The sequence below is a fragment of the Veillonella sp. CHU732 genome (assembly GCF_003992085.1).
Lineage (GTDB): Bacteria > Bacillota > Negativicutes > Veillonellales > Veillonellaceae > F0422.
The window spans coordinates 21,005-44,318 of the sequence record NZ_RQVC01000014.1 but is presented as its reverse complement, the minus strand read 5'-3'; the positions used below and the strand labels follow the sequence as shown (position 1 = coordinate 44,318).

General features: G+C 41.5%; 1 protein-coding gene (only partly in view). It reads left to right on the top strand.

Annotated features, from left to right (window positions below):
- Window positions 1-23,314, top strand: partial view of a YadA-like family protein gene (locus tag EO121_RS06995; RefSeq protein WP_127167020.1) — the 3' portion only. The gene continues 6,398 nt to the left of window position 1, outside the view; only the last 23,314 of its 29,712 coding nucleotides appear in the window; its start codon lies off the left edge, out of view; it ends in the stop codon at window positions 23,312-23,314.

Sequence of the window (23,314 nt, the reverse complement as noted above, 5' to 3'; positions counted from 1 at the left end):
AACAGATAAATTAACAATCACTGGAGTGGCTAAAAAATCTGACCTATGGAAGCTATCTGCTAATGGTGCAGAAGTGCCAGTAAAGAATGGTGTGATTGACCTAGCAAAAGGCGATAATATCAATATTACTAGCGAAGCTGGTAAAGTGACCATTGCTGCCACAGGTCTAGCAAAAGAAGATTTGTCCAACATTACGAATGCAGGTAAAAAAGTTATCACTGACTTAGGTCCAACGATCAATGCAGGAGATGGTATTACAGTTACACCTGGAACACCAGATGCTACTACAGGAAAACAATCCTTTACAATTGCGGCAAATAAACAAGTTGAATCCGTGACGAAATCCAATGCTGCAGAAGGCGATGAAAATATTGCTACTGTAACTATGATGGATGGAACTGTAGATAAAACAGCCAATGCTCGTTACGGTGTAGGCGTATCTAAAAAAGCAGTGGCTAATATTGCTAAAGATGCAGTAGAAGTAAAAGCTGGAGATAATGCAGATAATGTTACTGTAGATAAAGATACAAATACAGAGGGTAAAACTATCTACAAAGTATCCGTAGCTAAAACAAAATTAGCAGCTGGTACGAATACAACTATAGAAGGTAAAGGCACAGAAGCTGAACCGTATAAAGTAAATGTTGCAGGTAATTTAACTCAAATTACATCCATTACTAATACAGCAGGCACAGGAAAAGTAAGCTTTGCAGCTGATGGTGTTGTGAAAGTAGATGGAGATCATCCAGTATCTATCGATGGTAAACAAGGTCAAATCACAGGATTACAAAACACAACTCTAACTGCTGCAGATTTTGCTAAGGCTAATCGTGCAGCTACGGAAGAACAATTAAAAGCGGTAAAAGACATTGCTGATGCAGCGTCTACAACAGATTATAGTTTAATTGCAAATCCAGTAGAAGGTAGCAATGGTGCGTATAAAGTAGATAATGGAACCATTTCTTTAAAAGTTAAAAATACTAAACAAGCTGATAGTACTCCTGAAACGATTACTATTAACGATGTGGCATCAAAAGAAGCATTAGATACTGTAAAAGCAAACCAATGGGATTTGGCGGTAAAATCAGGTACTACTATCACGAATGTAACTCCACAACCTGGCGCAAAACCAACAGATAACAAACGAATTGCTATCGAAGGTGCTGATGGTATTGAAGTAACTCAAACAGATGGTGTGATCAAAATTAGTGCACCAAGAGGTACAGATAACGATACAATCACAACTGTGAAATCTACTGATGGCACTGTCACTGTTGATAATGTAGATGGAAATACACATGCATATGATGTGAAAGTCAATGCTCAAAAACTGGGAGAAGCGCAAGCGTTAATCTTCGTAGATGACAAAGGCAAACAAGTATTCAAACAACCTGATGGCACTTTCAAAAATGCAGATGGCACTAAGTATGAAGGCACTGTACATACAAAAGTAAATACAGCAGCACCGCAACGTGTAGATAACGTTGGTTCTGCAATTGACGGAGCAAAAGTAACTACTGATGCAGGTCAAGAAAAACCAAATGCAACGTACTTAGAAAAATTAAATAAAGCTAATGCGGATACACCAAATGCAGCGGTTAACGTTTCTGACCTTAAGAAGACATCCGATGCAAGTATTGCGAAAGCAGTAGAGGATGCTACTACAAAAGGAATGAAGTTCCAAGGTAATACAGGGGATGTAATTAGCAAAGAGTTAGGCCAAACCTTAGCAATTAAAGGTGAAGGAACTGTTACTGGTAACACGGCTACCAATAATATTCGTACTACAAATAATGGTGGAATATTAGAAATTGGCTTAGCAGAATCTTTAACAGGCATCAATTCCATTGTAGGTAAAGGTACAAGTCCATTAACAATTTCTAATGGTGGCACAACATTGACTATCAATGCACCAGAAGGAACAAAACCTGGCACATTCTCCGTTGGTGGTGCAAAAGTTACTGGTGTGGCAAATGGTGAAGCAGAAACAGATGCTGTTAACGTGAGCCAATTGAATGCAGTAGCAGGCAAAGAACTTCACATCAAACCAACAACAGATACAGAAACATATACTGTAGATAAAAATGGTAATGTAACATTAACTTATGTCAATGGAGATGGAACAGCTGTAGCTGATACGAAAGCAGTCATCTCTGGAGTTGCGAAAAATGACTTGTCCAACATCACAGATGGTGGTAAAAAAGTTATCACTGGCTTAGGTACTGATATAGAAGCTGGTACAGGTATTACACTTGGTACAACTAAGGAAGATCCTAAGACAGGTAAGAAAACATATATTATCAATGCAGATAAACAAGTAGAATCTGTTGTGAAAGCAACATTAACTGACACAACTGATGAAAATATTGCAGAAGTAAGCCCAGTGACTGGTGATCAAGATGCAGCGAATACAAAATATGGCGTAGCTGTATCTAAAAAAGCAGTAGCTAATATCGCTAAAGATGCAGTAGAAGTAAAAGCTGGAGATAATGCAGATAATGTTCATGTAACACCAGATACAACAACAGCTGGTAAAACGATTTACAAAGTATCTGTAGATAAAACAAAATTAGTAGCTGGTGACAATACAAATGTTGAAGGTGAAGGTACAGAAGCTAAACCATACAAAGTGAATGTAACAGGTGATCTTACTAAAATTACGTCTATCACTAATACTGCAGGTACTGGCAAAGTAGCCTTCGGTGCCGATGGCGTAAGTACTTTCAGTAGTGGAGCAACTGGAAACACAGATAAAACTGTTACTATCGATGGTAAAGAAGGCAAAGTCATTGTTGGTAATAATGGTAAACCTGTGACCATTGATGGATCTACTGGATATATCACTGGCTTACAAAATACAACTTTAGATGTAGCAGGTTTTGGTACATCTAATCGTGCAGCTACGGAAGAACAATTAAAAGCGGTAAAAGACATTGCTGATGCAGCGTCTACAACAGATTATCGTTTAATTGCAAACCCGGTAGAAGGTAGCAATGGTGCGTATAAAGTAGATAATGGAACCATTTCTTTAAAAGTCAAAGATGCTAAACAAGCTGATAGTACTCCTGAAACGATTACTATTAACGATGTGGCATCCAAAGAAGCATTAGATACTGTAAAAGCAAATCAATGGGATTTAGCAGTTAGCAATGGTACTGTTACAAATAAAGTAGAACCACAAGCAACTGGCACAGAAGGTGACAACAAGCGTATCGTCTTGAAAGGTGAAGATGGTGTTACTGTTAAGCAAGAAAATGGTGTCATTACAATCGGCGCTCAAAAAGGTGTAGATAATGATACTGTAACAACTGTTACATCTACTGATGGTACTGTCACTGTTGATACTGTAGGTGGAAATGACCATGCGTATGATGTGAAAGTAAATGCTAAAAAACTGGGAGAAGCGCAAGCGTTAATCTTCGTAGATGAAAATGGCAACCAAGTATTTAAGCAACCAGATGGAACTTTCAAAGATAAAGATGGTGCTAAGTATGAAGGTACAGTTCATACGAAAGTGAATACAGCTCAACCTCAACGTGTAGACAACGTAGGTTCTGCTATTGATCCAGATGGTACAACAACAGATACTACATTCTTGGGTAAATTAACCGAAGCTGCAGCAGATCCAACAAAAGGAAAATCTGCGGTGAACGTATCTGACCTTAAGAAAACATCTGATGCAAGCATTGTTAAAGCAGTCACTGATGCTACAAACAAAGGCATGAAATACGCTGGGGATAACTACAAAGCAGCAGAAGGTACAACAGCTGAGCAAAATGGTATCACTAAGAAATTAGGAGAACAATTGCAAATTCTTGGCGGGGCCACAGGAACATTGACTGATAATAATATCGGTGTCAATGCAGATGGCGGTGCATTGAAAGTTAAATTGGCAGAATCTTTAACAGGCATTAATTCCATTGCAGGTAAAGGTACAACACCATTAACTATTTCCAATGGTAATACAACATTAACGATTAATAATGGTGAAGGAACAAAACCAGGTACAATCTCTGTTGGTGGCGCAAAAATCACTAATGTTGCAAAAGGCGAAGGTGATACTGACGCTGTTAATGTAAAACAGTTAACTGACGAAGTTGGCAAAGCGAAAACAACGGTAACTGTTAATAAGGACAATACAGATGCGAATAAAAATCTTTCCTTAACTACGACTACAGCAACCGATGGACATACTAACTATGACGTTCGTTTAGCGGACAAAGTGACATTAGGCACTGAAACAGCTAAACAAGTGACAATGGATGGTACAGCTGGTACTGTGACAGCAGCAGGTGTTGTAGTCGGTAAGCAAACAGTCACTCCAGGTGTCAATGGTGCAACTCCTACAATAGGTGGTACACCTGAAACTGGTAACTATGTAACAGGCCTTGGTAACACAACATGGACTGTTAATAACCCAACCTATGTATCTGGTCGTGCAGCTACAGAAGATCAGTTGAAAGCAGTTAACGACGAAGTGAACAACAAAGCAGATAAAACTGCATTGTGGGACTTGGCTGTTAAATCGGGTGATACTATCACAAATGTAACACCACAAGCTGGTGCACAAGCAATGGATAACAAACGAATTGCTATCGAAGGTACTGATGGTGTTACTGTTAGCCAAGACAATGGTGTGATCAAAATCAGTGCACCAAGAGGCACAGACCATGATACGATTACAACTGTGGAATCTACTGATAAAACTGTTGATGTAACAAAAGTAGGTAACAATGATCACGCTTATAACTTAGCAGTGAACAAACAAGCTGTAGTAGATGGTGCTCAATTACCTGTTGTATATACAACAAAAGATGGTAAAAAAGTGACTATCGACAAAGATGGTAAATTCCATACAGTAGATAATCCTACGGTAGAAGTAAAACCAGAAGACGTAGAAACACGTATTCAATCTGCAGCAAAAAATACGACAGCTGGAGATACCATCCTTAATAACGTAGGCTCTGCCATTGCTAATACAAAAGTTCCAGAAGGTACAGGAACTAAACAAAATCCATCCTTCTTAGAACGCTTGGAAGAAACTGCGAAAGCGACTAACCATCCAAATGCAGCAGTTAACGTATCTGACCTTAAAAACACAGCTGATGAAGTTGTTGGAAAAGGCATGAAATACGGTGCTAACCTTCCTGCGAAAACTGGTGGAGATAAAGTTGTAACTAACAAACTTGGCTCTACGGTAAACATCGTAGGTAGTGCAGATGTAACCAATGCAACAGAAGCAGATAAACAATACGATGGTAAAAACGTATTAACATCTATTGAACAAGATACTGACGGTAATACAACAGTAACTGTGAAGTTGAATAAAGATTTAACATCTAAATCCTTAACAACTAACACGGTAACTGTAAAAGGTGAAGACGGCAAAGATGGTAAACCAGGCACAGATGCAGTAGTGACTGTCGGTGAAAAAGGTGAACCAGGCGTCAACGGACAAGATGGCAAACCAGGATCTAATGGTACTATCGGCGTCAATGGTAAAGACGGCTCTGCAGTTGTGATCAACGGCAAGGACGGCTCTATTGGTTTAACTGGACCGAAAGGTGCTGACGGACAACCAGGCAAATCCATCAAGATTGGTATGAAAGATGGCTACGATGGTGCAGACGGTGCTGATGGTGTTCCAGGCGTTCGTGGTGCGAAAGGTGTTGACGGCAAAGACGGCATCACTCGTATCGTATACACAGAAGGCGGTAAAGAACATCAAGTAGCTACAATGGATGATGGCTTACGTTTCACTGGTAACAATTCTGATACAGAAAACAAACATCGCTTGAATACATTAGTGAACATCGTTGGCGAAGGCGTTGCGAAAGAGCAAGTAGATGGATTCCAATCTGCAAGTGGCAACATCTTAGTCGCAGCTGATGGTAAAACAACATTGACTGTAAAAATGAACAAAAACCTTGCTAACATCAGCAGCATTACTAATGCAGCCGGTAATGGTAAAGTTGAGTTCAAAGATAATGGAGTGACTACTTTCAGCAGCGGTAACAACGGTGCTAATGGTACAGATACACCTGTTGTTATCAATGGTAAAGATGGTAAAGTCACAACAGGAACTGTAAGTCTTGATGGTAAAGCAGGTACTGTGAAAGCTAACGATATTACAGTAGGTAAACAATCTGTCACTCCAAGTACAACTGGCGTAGCTCCTACAACTGGTGGTACACCAACAGAAGGCAACTTCGTAACGGGTCTTGGTAACACAACATGGACTGTCAATAACCCAACTTATGTATCTGGCCGTGCGGCAACAGAAGATCAGTTGAAAGCAGTTAATGACGAAGTGAACAACAAAGCAGATAAAACTGCATTGTGGGACTTAGCGATTGCAAGCGAGGATCCAAATGGTGCTAAAGTTGCTCCAAAAGAGGTAACAGGAGAAAATAAACGCATTATCTTAAAAGGTACTGGCGGAGTTACTATCTCGCAAAATAATGGCGAGATTACTATTGGGGCACCAGTAGCTGGTACAGATAATAATACAGTGACTACTGTGACATCTACGGATGAAACTGTATTGACAGTAGGCGACAAAGGTAAGGATGGAAACCATGCTTACGAATTAACCATCAACAAACAGGCTGTAGTAGATGGTGCTCAATTACCTGTTGTATATACAACAAAAGATGGTAAAAAAGTGACTATCGACAAAGATGGTAAATTCCATACAGTAGATAATCCTACGGTAGAAGTAAAACCAGAAGACGTAGAAACACGTATTCAATCTGCAGCAAAAAATACGACAGCTGGAGATACAATCCTTAATAACGTAGGCTCTGCGATTGCCAATACAAAAGTTCCAGAAGGTACAGGAACTAAACAAAATCCATCCTTCTTAGAACGTTTGGAAGAAACTGCGAAAGCGACTAACCATCCAAATGCAGCGGTTAACGTTTCTGACCTGAAACAAGCATCTGATGCAAGTATCGCCAAAGCAGTCACTGATGCTACAAACAAAGGCATGAAATATGCTGGGGATAACTACAAAGCAGCAGAAGGTACAACAGCTGAGCAAAATGGTATCACTAAGAAATTAGGGGAACAATTGCAAATCCTTGGCGGTGCCACAGGAACATTGACTGATAATAATATCGGTGTCAATGCAGATGGCGGTGCGTTGAAAGTTAAATTGGCAGAATCTTTAACAGGTATCAATTCCATCGCTGGTAAAGGTACAAGCCCATTAACGATTTCTAACGGTAATACAACGTTAACGATTAACAATGGCGAAGGAACAAAACCAGGTACCATCTCCGTTGGTGGTGCAAAAATCACTGATGTGGCAGAAGGTACGGATCCTAAGGATGCGGTTAATGTATCTCAATTAACAAAAACTGCAACTGACTTAAAAGCGAACCTTGGTTGGTATGCAACTTCTGATGTGGTAGATGGTGGTGAACAAGCAACAGGCTCTAACCCAACATCCGAACATGTCACAAACGATAATGAAGTAGCTTTCATCGCTGGTAAAAACCTAAAAATCAAACAAGATGGCAGAAACTTCACATATAGCCTAAACGATTCTATTACTAAGTTGTCGAAAGTAGAAGTGACAAAAGATGGAGAAGGTACGACGACTATTACTCCTGGTAAAGTGACAAGTACTGACGGTACAACAACGACGGTAACAGGTCCAGAGGGCATCACAATTAAGCCGTCCGCAGGTACGACAACAACAGTTTCTTTGACGAAAGATGGCTTAGATAATGGTGGTAACAAAATTACCAATGTATCTAAAGGCGTAGGTGATTCTGATGCTGTTAACGTAAAACAATTGAACGATGAAGTTGGCAAAGCGAAAACAACTGTAACGGTTAATAATGAAGGCAAAGATGCTAACAAAAACCTTTCCTTAACTAAAACTACAGCAACTGATGGACATACTAACTATGACGTTCGCTTAGCGGAAAAAGTGACATTAGGCAGTGAAGCAGCTAAACAAGTGACAATGGATGGCACAGCTGGTACTGTGACAGCAGCAGGCGTTGTCGTAGGTAATCAAACGTTAAATCCAATCGCAGCGAAACCAACAGCTGGTGTAACTCCAGCAGCTGAAACTGGCAACTATGTAACAGGTCTTGGTAACACAACATGGACTGTCACTAACCCAACTTATGTATCTGGCCGTGCGGCTACTGAAGATCAGTTGAAAGCAGTTAACGACGAAGTGAACAACAAAGCAGATAAAACTGCATTGTGGGATTTAGCAGTTAACAATGGCACATCTACAGATAAAGTAGAGCCAAAAGCAACTGCTACTGAAGGTGAAAACAAACGTATTACTATCCAAGGTAGTGGTGCCGTTAAAGTAACGCAAAAGGATGGTGTTATTATAATCGGTGCTGAAAGAGGTGCAGATAATGATACCATTACGACAGTGACATCTACCGATGAAACCGTATTGACTGCCAAAGATACACCAGTAGATGGTAACCATGCATATGCTTTAACAATCAACAAACAAGCTGTAGTAGATGGTGCTCAATTACCAGTTGTATATACAGATAAAGAAGGTAATAAGTTAACGTTAAAAGATGGTAAATTCTACAAATCAGATAATACTGTAGTAGAACCAGAAAACGTAGAAACTCGCATTCAATCTGCTGCAAAAAATACAACAGCTGGCGATACAATCCTTAACAACGTAGGCTCTGCGATTGCCACTACAGAAGTTCCAGAAGGTACAGGAAATAAACAAAATCCAACATTCTTAGAACGATTGGAAGAAGCTGCGAAAGATGGTAAACATCCAAATGCAGCGGTTAACGTTTCTGACCTTAAGAAAACATCCGATGCAGTGATTGGAAAAGTGACAGACACTGGCATGAAATACGGTGCGAACCTTTCTGCTAAAGAAGGTGGAGATAAAGTTGTTGCAAACAAACTTGGTTCCACTGTACATATCTTAGGCTCTTCGAATGCCACATCTGATGAAGGTTACAACGATGAAAACGTAGTAACAACTATCGGTCAAGATGCAACTACTGGTGACACAACAGTGACTGTGAAGTTGAAAAAAGATTTAAAATCTGAATCCTTAACAACAAATACAGTGATTGTAAAAGGTGAACCAGGTGGTAATGGTCAAACCAAAGATGCGGTACTGACTGTTGGTGAAAAAGGTGAAAAAGGTGTTGATGGCCAAGATGGCAAACCAGGTTCTAATGGTTCTATCGGCGTCAACGGTAAAGACGGCTCTGCAGTTGTAATCAACGGCAAAGACGGATCTATCGGTATGAATGGTAAAGATGGTGCTAATGGTCTTACTATGAAAGGCGACAAAGGTGCTGTTGGTTTAGATGGCACAGATGGCGCTAATGGTAAAGACGGTATGACTCGTATCGTATATGAAACGAAACATACAGATCCTAATAATGCTGGTAAAGAAATCACAGTGAAACATGAAGTAGCTACGATGGACGACGGTCAAAAATACAGCGGTGATAACTACGAAGCAGCGACTGCAACCACAGTAGAAGCGAATGTGATCAACAAAAAACTAAACGAACGTTTAGAAATCGTTGGTGGCGCAGACAAAGCTAAATTGACTGACAACAACATCGGCGTGAATGCGAAAGATGGTAAGTTAAAAGTTCAATTAGCTAGCGAGTTGACAAGCATCAACTCCATTACTAATGGTGCAAACTCTGGCAAAGTTGAGTTCGGTGCAGATGGCGTAACTACGTTCAGTAGTGGCGTAGCAGCTGGCGATAAAACTGTGACAATCGACGGCAAAGCTGGTAAAGTCACTGTTGGCAACAATGGTAACCCAATTGCTATTAATGGTTCTGTAGGTGATATCACTGGTTTGACAAATACAACGTTAACAGGGCCAGACTTTGGTACTAAAGGTCGTGCGGCTACGGAAGAACAGTTGAAATTAATCCAAGGTCAATTGGGTACTGGCAACTTGTCCTTCGGTGCTAACCTACCTGCCACAGCTGGTGGTAAAAAAGTCGTTGAAAATGCTCTTGGTTCTACTGTGAATATCGTTGGTACAGCTAACGTAACGGCAGATGACAACTACGATGGCAACAACGTAGTGACAACTGTTGAAAAAGGTACTGATGGCAATAGCACGGTAACTATCAAGTTGAACAAAGATTTAACATCTAAATCTGTAACAACTAACACGGTAACTGTAAAAGGTGAAGACGGCAAAGACGGCAAACCAGGGACAGATGCAGTAGTGACTGTCGGTGAAAAAGGTGCAGATGGTAAACCAGGATCTAATGGTACTATCGGCGTGAATGGTAAAGACGGCTCTGCAGTTGTGATCAACGGTAAAGACGGTACTATCGGCTTAACTGGTCCTAAAGGTGCTGACGGACAACCAGGCAAATCCATTAACATTGGTATGAAAGATGGCTATAACACAGATGGAGCAAATGGCGTTCGTGGTGAAAAAGGTGTGGACGGCCAAGACGGCATCACTCGTATCGTATATACTGAAGGCGGTAAAGAACATCAAGTAGCTACGATGGACGACGGCTTACGTTTCACTGGTAACAATTCCGGTACAGAAAATAAACATAAGCTAAATACATTAGTGAACATCGTTGGTGAAGGTGTTACAAAAGAACAAGTAGATGGATTCCAATCTGCAAGTGGTAACATCTTAGTACAAGCAGATGGCAACTCTACATTAGCTGTGAAAATGAACAAAAACCTTGCTAATATCAGCAGCATTACAAATACAGTGGGTAATGGCAAAGTTGAGTTCGGTGCAGACGGAGCTACTACTTTCAGTAGTGGCGCAGCAGCTGGTGATAAAACTGTTACAATCAACGGTAAAGAAGGTACTGTTAATGCAACGACTAACGTAACAGCAGGTGGTGTGGTAGTAGGTAAACAATCTGTCACTCCAAGTGAAACTGGTGTAGCTCCTACAACTGGTGGTACACCAACAGAAGGCAACTTCGTAACGGGTCTTGCAAATAAAGATTGGAATGTAGCAACTCCAACATTTGTATCTGGTCGTGCAGCTACAGAAGATCAGTTGAAAAAAATCTCTGAAGCTATTACTGCTAAATCTGGCAGCGACTATCGTCTAGTGGTGAATCCAACAGCTGGTTCTGAAGGTAAATATACAGTAGGCGATGACAATACTGTTAAGTTAACAGTAGAAGATGCTGCGGATGCTAATCATAAAACTGAAGTTACTATTGCAGGTATTGCTAAATCTAGTGATTTGTCAGACTTGAAATCCAAAGTAGATAACACCATTGCTCTTGGCGATGATACGGCTACTGGATCAACAACTGCTAAATCCTTAAAAGATGGTAATGTGAAGTTCAACATCAAAGGTGACACACACTACATCAGTACAGCTGCTAATGGTGATGATGTAACAGTATCCTTGAATACGAAACAAGTGGCGCAAGACCAAGCCTTGATTTACGTAGATAACTCTGGTAACCAAGTATTCAAACAACCAGATGGCACTTTCAAAGATGCAGATGGTAATAAGTATGATGGAGATGTTCATACGAAAGTGAATACACCGGAGGCAAAACGTGTAGATAATGTAGGTTCTGCTATCGATACGGCTGTAGTAAAAGATGCGACAAATCAACCAAAACAAGATGCAACGTATCTTGAAAAATTAGAAGTTGCAGCGAAAGATCCTGTAACAGGAAAATCTGCAGTTAACGTATCTGACCTTAAAAATGCTTCTGATGCAAGTATTGCTAAAGCAGTTACTGATGCTACAGATAAAGGCATGAAATACGGTGCGAACCTTTCTGCTAAAGAAGGTGGAGATAAGGTTGTCACAAACAAACTTGGCACTACTGTACATATCTTAGGCTCTTCCAATGCCACATCTGATGAAGGTTACAACGATGAAAACGTAGTAACAACTATCGGTCAGGATGCAACAACCGGTGACACAACAGTGACTGTGAAGTTGAAAAAAGATTTAAAATCTGAATCCTTAACAACAAATACCGTGATTGTAAAAGGTGAACCAGGTGGTAATGGTCAAACCAAAGATGCGGTACTGACTGTCGGTGAAAAAGGTGAAAAAGGCGTTGATGGCCAAGATGGCAAACCAGGTTCTAATGGTACTATCGGCGTTAACGGTAAAGACGGTTCTGCAGTTGTAATCAACGGCAAAGACGGATCTATCGGCATGAACGGTAAAGATGGTGCTAATGGTCTTACTATGAAAGGCGACAAAGGTGCAGTTGGTTTAGACGGCACAGATGGCGCTAATGGCAAAGACGGTATGACTCGTATCGTATATGAAACGAAACATACAACCCCTGACACTGGCAAAGAAACTATCGTAAAACATGAAGTAGCTACGATGGATGACGGTCAAAAATACAGTGGTGACAACTACGAAGCAGCGACTGCAACTAAAGCGGAAGCCAATGTGATCAACAAAAAACTAAACGAACGTTTAGAAATTGTTGGTGGTGCAGCGAAAGATAAATTGACTGACAACAATATCGGCGTTAATGCTAAAGATGGCAAGTTGAAAGTACAATTAGCTAGCGACTTAACAAGCATCAACTCGATTACGAATGCAACAGGCAATGGTAAAGTTGAGTTCAATGACAATGGCGTGACTACTTTCAGTAGCGGTAACAACGGTACTGGTGGTACAGATAAAGTTGTTACAATCAACGGCAAAGAAGGAACTGTTAATGCAGCGACTTCTGTAACAGCAGCAGGCGTTGTAGTAGGTAAGCAAACAGTGACTCCAGGTGTCAATGGTGCAACTCCTACAACAGGTGGTACCCCTGAAACTGGTAACTATGTAACAGGCCTTGGTAACACAACATGGACTGTGGCTAACCCAACCTATGTATCTGGTCGTGCGGCAACAGAAGATCAATTGAAAGCAGTTAACGATGAAGTTAATAACAAAGCAGATAAAACTGCATTGTGGGACTTGGCTGTTAAATCAGGCAATACTATCACAAATGTAACACCACAAGATGGTGCACAAGCAACGGATAACAAACGAATTGCTATCGAAGGTACTGGTGGCGTTACTGTTAGCCAAGAAAATGGTGTGATCAAAATCAGTGCACCAAGAGGCACAGATAATGATACGATCACAACTGTGACATCTACTGATAAAACTGTTGATGTAACAAAAGTAGGCAATGATGACCATGCTTATAACTTGGCAGTGAATAAACAAGCTGTAGTAGACGGTGCTCAATTACCTGTTGTATATACAACAAAAGATGGTAAAAAAGTGACTATTGATAAAGATGGCAACTTTGTAACTGATGATGGTGTAAAAGTTGATAAAGCCAACGTAGAAACTCGTATTCAATCTGCAGCAAAAAATACAACAGCTGGAGATACTATCCTTAATAATGTAGGCTCTGCGATTGCCACTACAAAAGTTCCAGAAGGTACAGGACATAAACAAAATCCATCCTTCTTAGAACAATTGGAAGAAGCTGCGAAAGCGACTAACCATCCAAATGCAGCGGTTAACGTTTCTGACCTTAAGAAAACATCTGATGCAGTGATTGGAAAAGTAATAGACACTGGCATGAAATACGGTGCTAACATTCCTGCAGTAGCTGGAGGAAAAGACGTTGTAACAAACAAACTTGGCTCTACAGTGAAGATTGTGGGTACTGCTCATTTAGAAAATGCTACTGATGCAGATAAACAATACGATGGTAACAACGTAATCACAACAGTTGGACAAGATGCTAATGGCGACACTACTGTCACTGTGAAGTTGAACAAAGACTTAACATCTAAATCCTTAACAACGAATACAGTGACTGTAAAAGGTGAAGACGGCAAAGACGGCAAACCGGGCACAGATGCAGTAGTGACTGTCGGTGAAAAAGGTGCAGATGGTAAAGATGGTTCTAACGGTTCCATCGGCGTGAACGGTAAAGACGGCTCTGCAGTTGTGATCAACGGCAAAGATGGTACTATCGGCTTAACTGGTCCTAAAGGTGCTGACGGACAACCAGGCAAATCCATTAACATTGGCATGAAAGATGGCTATAACACAGATGGAGCAAATGGCGTTCGTGGTGAAAAAGGTGTGGACGGCCAAGATGGTATCACTCGTATCGTATACACTGAAGGCGGTAAAGAACATCAAGTAGCTACGATGGACGACGGCTTACGTTTCACTGGTAACAATTCTGGTACAGAAAACAAACATAAGCTAAATACATTAGTGAACATCGTTGGTGAAGGTGTTACAAAAGAACAAGTAGATGGATTCCAATCTGCAAGTGGTAACATCTTAGTACAAGCAGATGGCAACTCCACATTGACTGTAAAAATGAACAAAAACCTTGCTAACATCAGTAGCATTACAAATGTAGCAGGTAATGGCAAAGTTGAGTTCGGTGCAGACGGAGCTACTACTTTCAGTAGTGGCGCAGCAGCTGGTGATAAAACTGTGACAATCAACGGTAAAGAAGGTACTGTTAATGCAACGACTAACGTAACAGCAGGTGGTGTGGTAGTTGGTAAACAATCTGTGACACCAGTAGAAACTGTTCCTACAGCAGGTAAAGTTATCGCACCAGAAGAAGGCAACTTCATCACTGGTTTAGGTAACAAAGCTTGGGATGTAACAAATCCAACATTTGTATCTGGTCGTGCAGCAACGGAAGATCAATTGAAAAAAATCTCCGAAGCTATTACTGCTAAATCTGGCAGTGACTATCGTTTAGTGGCGAATCCAACTGCTGGTTCTGAAGGTAAATATACAGTAGGCGATGACAATACTGTTAAGTTAACAGTGGAAGATGCTGCGGATGCTAATCATAAAACTGAAGTTACTATTGCAGGCATTGCTAAATCTAGTGATTTGTCAGACTTGAAATCCAAGGTAGACAACACCATTGCTCTTGGCGATGATACGGCTACTGGCTCAACAGATGCTAAATCCTTAAAAGATGGTAACGTGAAATTCAATATCAAGGGCGATACAAACTACATCAGTACAGCTGCTAAAGGTGATGATGTAACGGTATCCTTGAACACGAAACAAGTGGCGCAAGACCAAGCCTTGATTTACGTAGATAACGCTGGTAACCAAGTATTCAAACAACCAGATGGCACTTTCAAAAATGCAGACGGTACTAAGTATGAAGGTGATGTTCATACGAAAGTAAACACGCCAGATACTAAACGTGTAGACAACGTAGGCTCTGCCATCGATACAGCTGTGGTGAAAGATGCGACAAATCAGCCGAAACAAGACCCAACGTACTTAGAAAAATTAGAAGCCGCTGCGAAAGATCCTGTAACAGGAAAATCTGCAGTTAACGTATCTGACCTTAAAAATGCGTCTGATGCAAGTATTGCTAAAGCAGTTACTGATGCTACAGATAAAGGCATGAAATACGGTGCGAACCTTCCTGCGAAAACTGGTGGAGATAAAGTTGTAACTAACAAACTTGGCTCTACAGTGAATATCGTAGGTAGTGCCGATGTAACGAATGCTAGCGAAGCAGATAAACAATACGATGGTAAAAACGTATTAACATCTATCGAGCAAGATGCTGACGGCAACACAACAGTAACTGTGAAGTTGAACAAAGATTTAACATCTAAATCCTTAACAACGAATACAGTGACTGTGAAAGGTGAACCTGGCAAAGATGGTCAAGCTGGTAAAGATGCGGTAGTGACTGTAGGCGAAAAAGGCGAACCAGGTGTAGCGGGTAAAGATGGCTCTAACGGTACAATCGGCGTCAACGGTAAATACGGCTCTGCAGTTGTGATTAACGGTAAAGATGGCTCTATCGGATTGAATGGCAAAGATGGTGCAAACGGTCTTACTATGAAAGGCGACAAAGGTGCAGTCGGTGTAGACGGCACAGATGGAGCTAATGGAAAAGACGGTATGACTCGTATCGTATATGAAACGAAACATCCAGACCCTAATAATGCTGGTAAAGAAATCATAGTGAAACATGAAGTAGCTACGATGGACGACGGTCAAAAATATAGCGGTGATAACTACGAAGCAGCGACTGCAACCACAGCAGAAGCGAATGTGATCAACAAAAAACTAAACGAACGTTTAGAAATCGTTGGTGGTGCAGACAAAGCTAAATTGACTGACAACAACATCGGCGTGAATGCGAAAGATGGTAAGTTGAAAGTTCAATTAGCTAGCGAGTTAACAAGCATCAACTCCATTACTAATGGTGCAAACTCTGGCAAAGTTGAGTTCGGTGCAGATGGTGTAACTACGTTCAGTAGTGGCGCAGCAGCTGGCGATAAAACTGTGACAATCGACGGCAAACAAGGTAAAGTGACTGTTGGCAACAATGGTAAACCAATTGCTATCGATGGTTCTGTAGGTGATATCACTGGTTTGACAAATACAACGTTAACAGGACCAGACTTTGGTACTAAAGGTCGTGCGGCTACGGAAGAACAGTTGAAATTAATCCAAGGTCAATTGGGTACTGGCAACTTGTCCTTCGGTGCTAACCTTCCTGCAAAAGCTGGTGGCAATAAAGTTGTTGAAAATGCTCTTGGTTCTACGGTGAATATCGTTGGTACAGCTAATGTAACAGCAGATGATAACTACGATGGTAACAACGTAGTGACAACTGTTGAAAAAGGAACTGACGGCAATAGCAAAGTTACCATCAAGTTGAACAAAGACTTAACATCTAAATCTGTAACAACTAACACGGTAACTGTAAAAGGTGAAGACGGCAAAGACGGCAAACCAGGCAAAGATGCAGTAGTGACTGTCGGTGAAAAAGGTGAACCAGGTGTAGCAGGTAAGGATGGTAAACCAGGTTCTGACGGTGTTATCGGCGTAAACGGTAAAGACGGATCTGCAGTTGTCATCAACGGCAAAGACGGATCTATCGGATTGACTGGCCCTAAAGGTGAAAATGGTAATAGCGTAGTCATCAATGGTAAAGATGGTAAAATCGGCGCCAAAGGTGAAGACGGTAAATCTGTTGTCATCAACGGTAAAGACGGTACAATCGGCTTAACGGGTCCGAAAGGTGCTGATGGTGCACCAGGTAAATCCTTAGATATCGGCATGAAAGATGGCTATAATGGTCAAGATGGTGCTGATGGTGTTCCAGGCGTTCGTGGTGAAAAAGGTGTTGACGGCAAAGACGGCATCACTCGTATCGTATACACTACGAAAGAAGTTGACCCAGTAACGAAAGTTGAAAAAGTAGTAGAACGTCAAGTAGCTACTATGGATGACGGCTTACAATTTACTGGTAATAACACTGGTACAATCAATAAACACCGATTGAATACATTGGTGAATATCCAAGGTGAAGGTGTTACAGCAGACCAAGTAGATACATTCCAATCTGCTAGTGGTAACATCCTTGTAAAAGCTGACGGCAAAACTACATTGACTGTGAAAATGAACAAAAACCTTGCTAATATCAGCAGCATTACAAATGCAGCGGGTAATGGCAAAGTTGAGTTCAAAGACAATGGTGTAACTACTTTCAGTAGTGGCGCAGCAAGCGATAAAACTGTTACTATCAATGGCAAAGATGGCAAGGTAACGACTGGCGAATCTACTCTAGATACAACAGGATTGACTGTAAAAGATGGCGCTAAGGAAACGAAAGTGACTAATGCAGGTACTGTTGTCAAAGACGGTGCTAACGAATCTAAAGTGACTAGCGCAGGTGCTACTTTCACAGATGGTGCAAACACAACTAGCGTGGCACCGACAGTAGTTCGTGTGAACGGTATGAATGGTACAGATGGCACAGTGACTAACGGCGTAGTGATTGGTAAACAATCTGTGACACCAGCAGAAACTGTTCCTACACCAGGTAAAGTTATCGCACCAGAAGAAGGCAACTTCATCACTGGTTTAGATAACAAAGCTTGGGATGTAACAAATCCAACATTTGTATCTGGCCGTGCAGCAACGGAAGATCAATTGAAATCTGCTACAACAGGTTTAGTAGACAAAGGTTTAGTCTTCGATGCTAACACTGGGGGAGCGAAAACAAATAAACTTGGCTCTACTGTGAAAATCCAAGGTACTGCGGAAATTCCAACAGGTGCTACGGATGCAGATAAAAACTATGATGGTAAAAACGTATTAACATCTATCGAACAAGATCCAACTACTGGCAACACAACGGTAACTGTGAAATTGAACAAAGATTTAACTTCTAAATCTGTAACAACTAACACGATAACTGTAAAAGGTGAACCAGGTGCCAACGGTCAAGACGGCAAAGATGCAGTAGTGACTGTCGGTGAAAAAGGCGAAGCAGGTAAAGATGGTTCTAATGGTACTATCGGCGTTAACGGTAAAGACGGTTCTGCAGTTGTAATCAACGGCAAAGACGGCTCTATCGGCATGAATGGTAAAGATGGTGCTAATGGTCTTACTATGAAAGGCGATAAAGGTGCAGTTGGTTTAGACGGCACAGATGGCGCTAATGGTAAAGACGGTATGACTCGTATCGTATATGAAACGAAACATACAGATCCTAATAATGCTGGTAAAGAAATCACAGTGAAACATGAAGTAGCTACGATGGACGATGGTCAAAAATACAGCGGTGATAACTACGAAGCAGCGACTGTAACCACAGCAGAAGCGAATGTGATCAACAAAAAACTAAACGAACGTTTAGAAATTGTTGGTGGCGCAGACAAAGCTAAATTGACTGACAACAACATCGGTGTGAATGCGAAAGATGGTAAGTTAAAAGTTCAATTAGCTAGCGAGTTAACAAATATCAACTCCATTACTAATGGTGCAAACTCTGGTAAAGTTGAGTTCGGTACTAATGGCGTAACTACGTTCAGTAGCGGTGCAGCAGCTGGTGATAAAACTGTCACAATCGACGGCAAAGCAGGTAAAGTCACTGTTGGTAACAATGGTACCCCAATTGCTATTGACGGTGCTGTAGGTGATATCACTGGTTTAACGAATACAACGTTGGATGCAGCTGACTTCGCAACAAAAGGCCGTGCAGCTACGGAAGAACAATTGAAAGTAATTCAAGGTCAAATTGGTACAGGCAAATTGTCCTTCGGTGCGAACCTTCCTGCCACAGCTGGTGGTAAAAAAGTTGTTGAAAATGCTCTTGGTTCCACTGTGAACATCGTTGGTACTGCAAATGTAACAGCAGATGACAACTACGATGGCAACAACGTAGTGACAACTGTTGAAAAAGGTGCTGATGGCAATAGCACAGTTACTATTAAGTTGAACAAAGATTTAACATCTAAATCCCTAACAACCAATACTGTGACTGTAAAAGGTGATCCAGGTGCTAACGGTCAAGACGGTAAAGATGCAGTAGTGACTGTCGGTGAAAAAGGTGAACCAGGTGTTAACGGCAAAGATGGCAAACCAGGTTCTGACGGCGTTATCGGTGTAAATGGAAAAGACGGTTCTGCAGTTGTGATCAACGGCAAGGACGGCTCTATTGGCTTGACTGGGCCTAAAGGTGAAAACGGCAATAGCGTTGTGATCAATGGTAAAGATGGTAAAATCGGAGCCAAAGGTGAAGACGGCAAATCTGTTGTCATCAACGGTAAAGACGGTACAATCGGCTTAACGGGACCTAAAGGTGCTGACGGAAAACCAGGCAAATCCTTAGATATCGGCATGAAAGAAGGCTACAACGGTGCTGATGGAGTTGATGGTGTTCCAGGAGTTCGTGGTGAAAAAGGTGTTGACGGTAAAGACGGCATCACTCGTATTGTATACACAACGAAAGAAGTTGACCCAGTAACGAAAGTTGAAAAAGTAGTAGAACGTCAAGTGGCTACTATGGACGACGGTTTACGTTTCACTGGTAATAACTCTGACACTGTGAACAAACATCGCTTGAACACATTGGTGAACATCGTTGGTGAAGGTATGACGAAGGAAGCGGCTAAAACATTTGCATCCGCTGAGGGTAATATCTTAGTAGAAGCAGATGGTAAAGATGCGTTGACACTTCGCTTGAACAAACATCTAAACTTAACGAATACTGGCTCCATGACAGTAGGAAATTCCGTGGTGAACAATGCAGGCTTGACTGTGAAAGACGGTGCTAACGAATCCAAAGTAACTAGCACAGGATTGACTTTCACAGATGGTACCAATACGACTGAAGTGGCACCGACAGTAGCCCGTGTAAATGGTGTGAAAGATGCAACAGGCGCTGTCACTGGTGGTGTTGTAATTGGTAAACAATCTGCTACACCAAGCGCAGATGGGAAAACTCCTGTAGCTACAGACACTGCGGCAGAAGGAAACTTTATCACAGGTCTGGAAAATAAAGATTGGAGCGTAACAGATCCGAAATTTGTATCTGGCCGTGCAGCGACAGAAGATCAGTTGAAAACTGTATCTGATGCAGCGAAAGCAGTAGCGAATAACACAATCCAATTCGGTGCGGACAATGCGTCTAAAACAGATACACAAGCCTTGAATAAAGAAGGCGGTATCGCTTTCAATATCACTGGTGGCGCAGATAAGGCTAAATTATCTGATAACAACATCGGCGTGAATGCGAATGGTTCTACTGTGGAAGTGAAATTGGCGAAAGAATTGAAAGGCTTAACAAGCGCTGAATTTACGAACGCTGATGGTAAAACGACAACGAAAGTAGAGGCTGGCAAAGTAACGACGACTGATGGTACGACCACAACGGTGACAGGCCCTAACGGTATCACAATTAGCCCATCGAAAGGTACAGGTCCTAGCGTATCCTTAACAAATGCTGGCTTAAACAATGGTGGTAATAAAATCACGAATGTAGTGGCTGGTACAGATGATACGGATGCGGTTAATGTGAAACAGTTAAAAGATGAAGTTGGCAAAGCGAAAACAACTGTGTCTGTAAACGATGAAGACAAAGATGTGAATAAAAATCTTTCCTTAACGGTTACAACAGCGAAAGATGGTCATAATAATTATGACATTCGTTTAGCAGACAAAGTGACATTGGGCACGGATGCTACGAAACAAGTGACAATGGATGGCACAGCAGGTACCGTGACAGCCTCTGGCGTGACCGTAGGTAAACAATCTGTTACACCAAGTGCAGATGGTACAACACCGGCGGCTGATGCAACAGCAACAGAAGGTAACTTCATCACTGGTTTAGATAACAAAACTTGGGATGTAACAAATCCAACATTTGTATCTGGTAGAGCAGCTACAGAAGACCAATTGAAATCTGCTACTACTGGTTTAGTCGACAAAGGTTTAGTCTTTGATGCAAACACTGGTGGAGCAAAAACAAATAAACTTGGCTCTACTGTGAAAATCCAAGGTACGGCGGAAATTCCAGCAGGTGCTACGGATGCAGACAAAAACTATGATGGCAAAAACGTATTAACATCCATTGAGCAAGATGCTAACGGTAATACAACGGTCACTGTGAAGTTGAACAAAGATTTAACATCTAAATCCTTAACAACTAATACAATCACTGTAAAAGGTGAAGACGGTAAAGACGGAAAACCTGGCACAGATGCAGTGGTAACAGTGGGCGAAAAAGGTGAACCAGGCGTTAACGGCAAAGATGGCAAACCAGGCTCTGACGGCGTTATCGGTGTGAACGGTAAAGACGGATCGGCAGTTGTGATCAACGGTAAGGACGGCTCTATCGGCTTGAACGGTAAAGATGGTAAAAATGGTCTTTCCATTAAAGGTGACAAAGGTGTTGTTGGTGTAGACGGCACAGATGGCGCTAATGGTAAAGATGGTATGACTCGTATCGTATATGAAACGAAACATCCAGATCCTAACAATGCTGGTAAAGACATTGTGGTGAAACATGAAGTAGCTACGATGGACGATGGCGTGAAATACGCTGGTGACGATGCACAAGATGCTGACAAATCCAAAGTCATCGCTAAGAAGTTGAATCAAACAGTAGATATTGTTGGTGGCGCAGATAAAGAGAAATTAACGGACAAAAACATTGGCGTGAATAACGTAGATGGCAAGTTAAAAGTACAATTAGCTAGCGACTTAACAAGTATCAACTCCATTACGAATAAAGAAAACAGCGGAAAAGTTGAATTCAAAGATAAGGGAGTGACTACTTTCAGTGGTGGCAAAGCTGACGACAAAGCTGTATCCATTGACGGTAAACAAGGATTTGTAACAGGCTTGCAAAACAAAGATTGGAATGTAGCAAACCCAACGGTTGTATCTGGTCGAGCAGCGACGGAAGATCAATTGAAAGTGGTTAGCGACCGTTTGGCAGAGGCTCGTAAATTCACAGGCGATAACAAAGATGTGACGGCTGTGGTTGGCCTTGGCGAAGTATTGAATATCAATGGTGGCGCAGATGCGACTAAGTTGACTGACAATAATATCGGTGTCATTGCTAAAGAAGCTGTTAAAAATGCAGATGGAACAGTGAAAACACCGGCATCTATGACAGTTAAGTTGGCGAAAAATGTTCACATGGGTGATGGTTCTACTGATTACACAGGCGTATTTAAACCTACTTTCATCGATAAAGATGGAAAGGTGAAACCTGTAATCGATGAGAAAACAGGTAAACCGGCAGAGTTTAATACGACCGTGAAACATGACGGATCAGGCAGTGAATACACTGTATATCGTCCTGGCAAAGATGGTAAACCTGAACCAGCGATTACGACGAATGTGACACCATTGGGTGTGGTGATTGAATCCAACAATTCCAATGGCAAAGCGAACCCTCCTGTGACATTGACAGCAAATGGCTTAGATAATGGAGGTAATCGCATTCTAAATGTGGCGCCTGGTATCAACGGCACTGACGGTGTCAACGTAGATCAGTTGAAAGCGACAGCTAACAACGTTCTGAACCAAGCGACTGGCGAAGCTCATAAAGCTGGTGCGAGAGCAGCCGCTTTAGCAGCGTTGAAACCATTACAATATGATCCATTAGAACCGACACAAATCATGGCGGGCATTGGTAATTATCGTAGTGAAACAGCAGCGGCTGTAGGCCTTGCTCATTACACGCAAGAAGCGACTATGTTCCACGTAGGTGTTACATTAGGTCAACATCAAAATATGGTGAATGCTGGGGTGACTCATAAATTTGGCTGGAGCCCAGAAGAAAAAGCAATTCCTGAACGTTATAAAGCGGGCCCGATCTCCTCTGTATATGTAATGCAAGATGAAGTATCTGCATTGAAACAAGAGAACGAACGCACGAAAGTAGCGTACGAACAAGTACTGGCAGATAATGCAAGTATGAAAGCAGAAAACCAAGAAATGAAGGAATCTTACAACAAAATGGCTCAAGACAATGAAGAAATGAAAGCACAAATCAAAATGTTGATGCAGGCTATGGGAATGAAATAA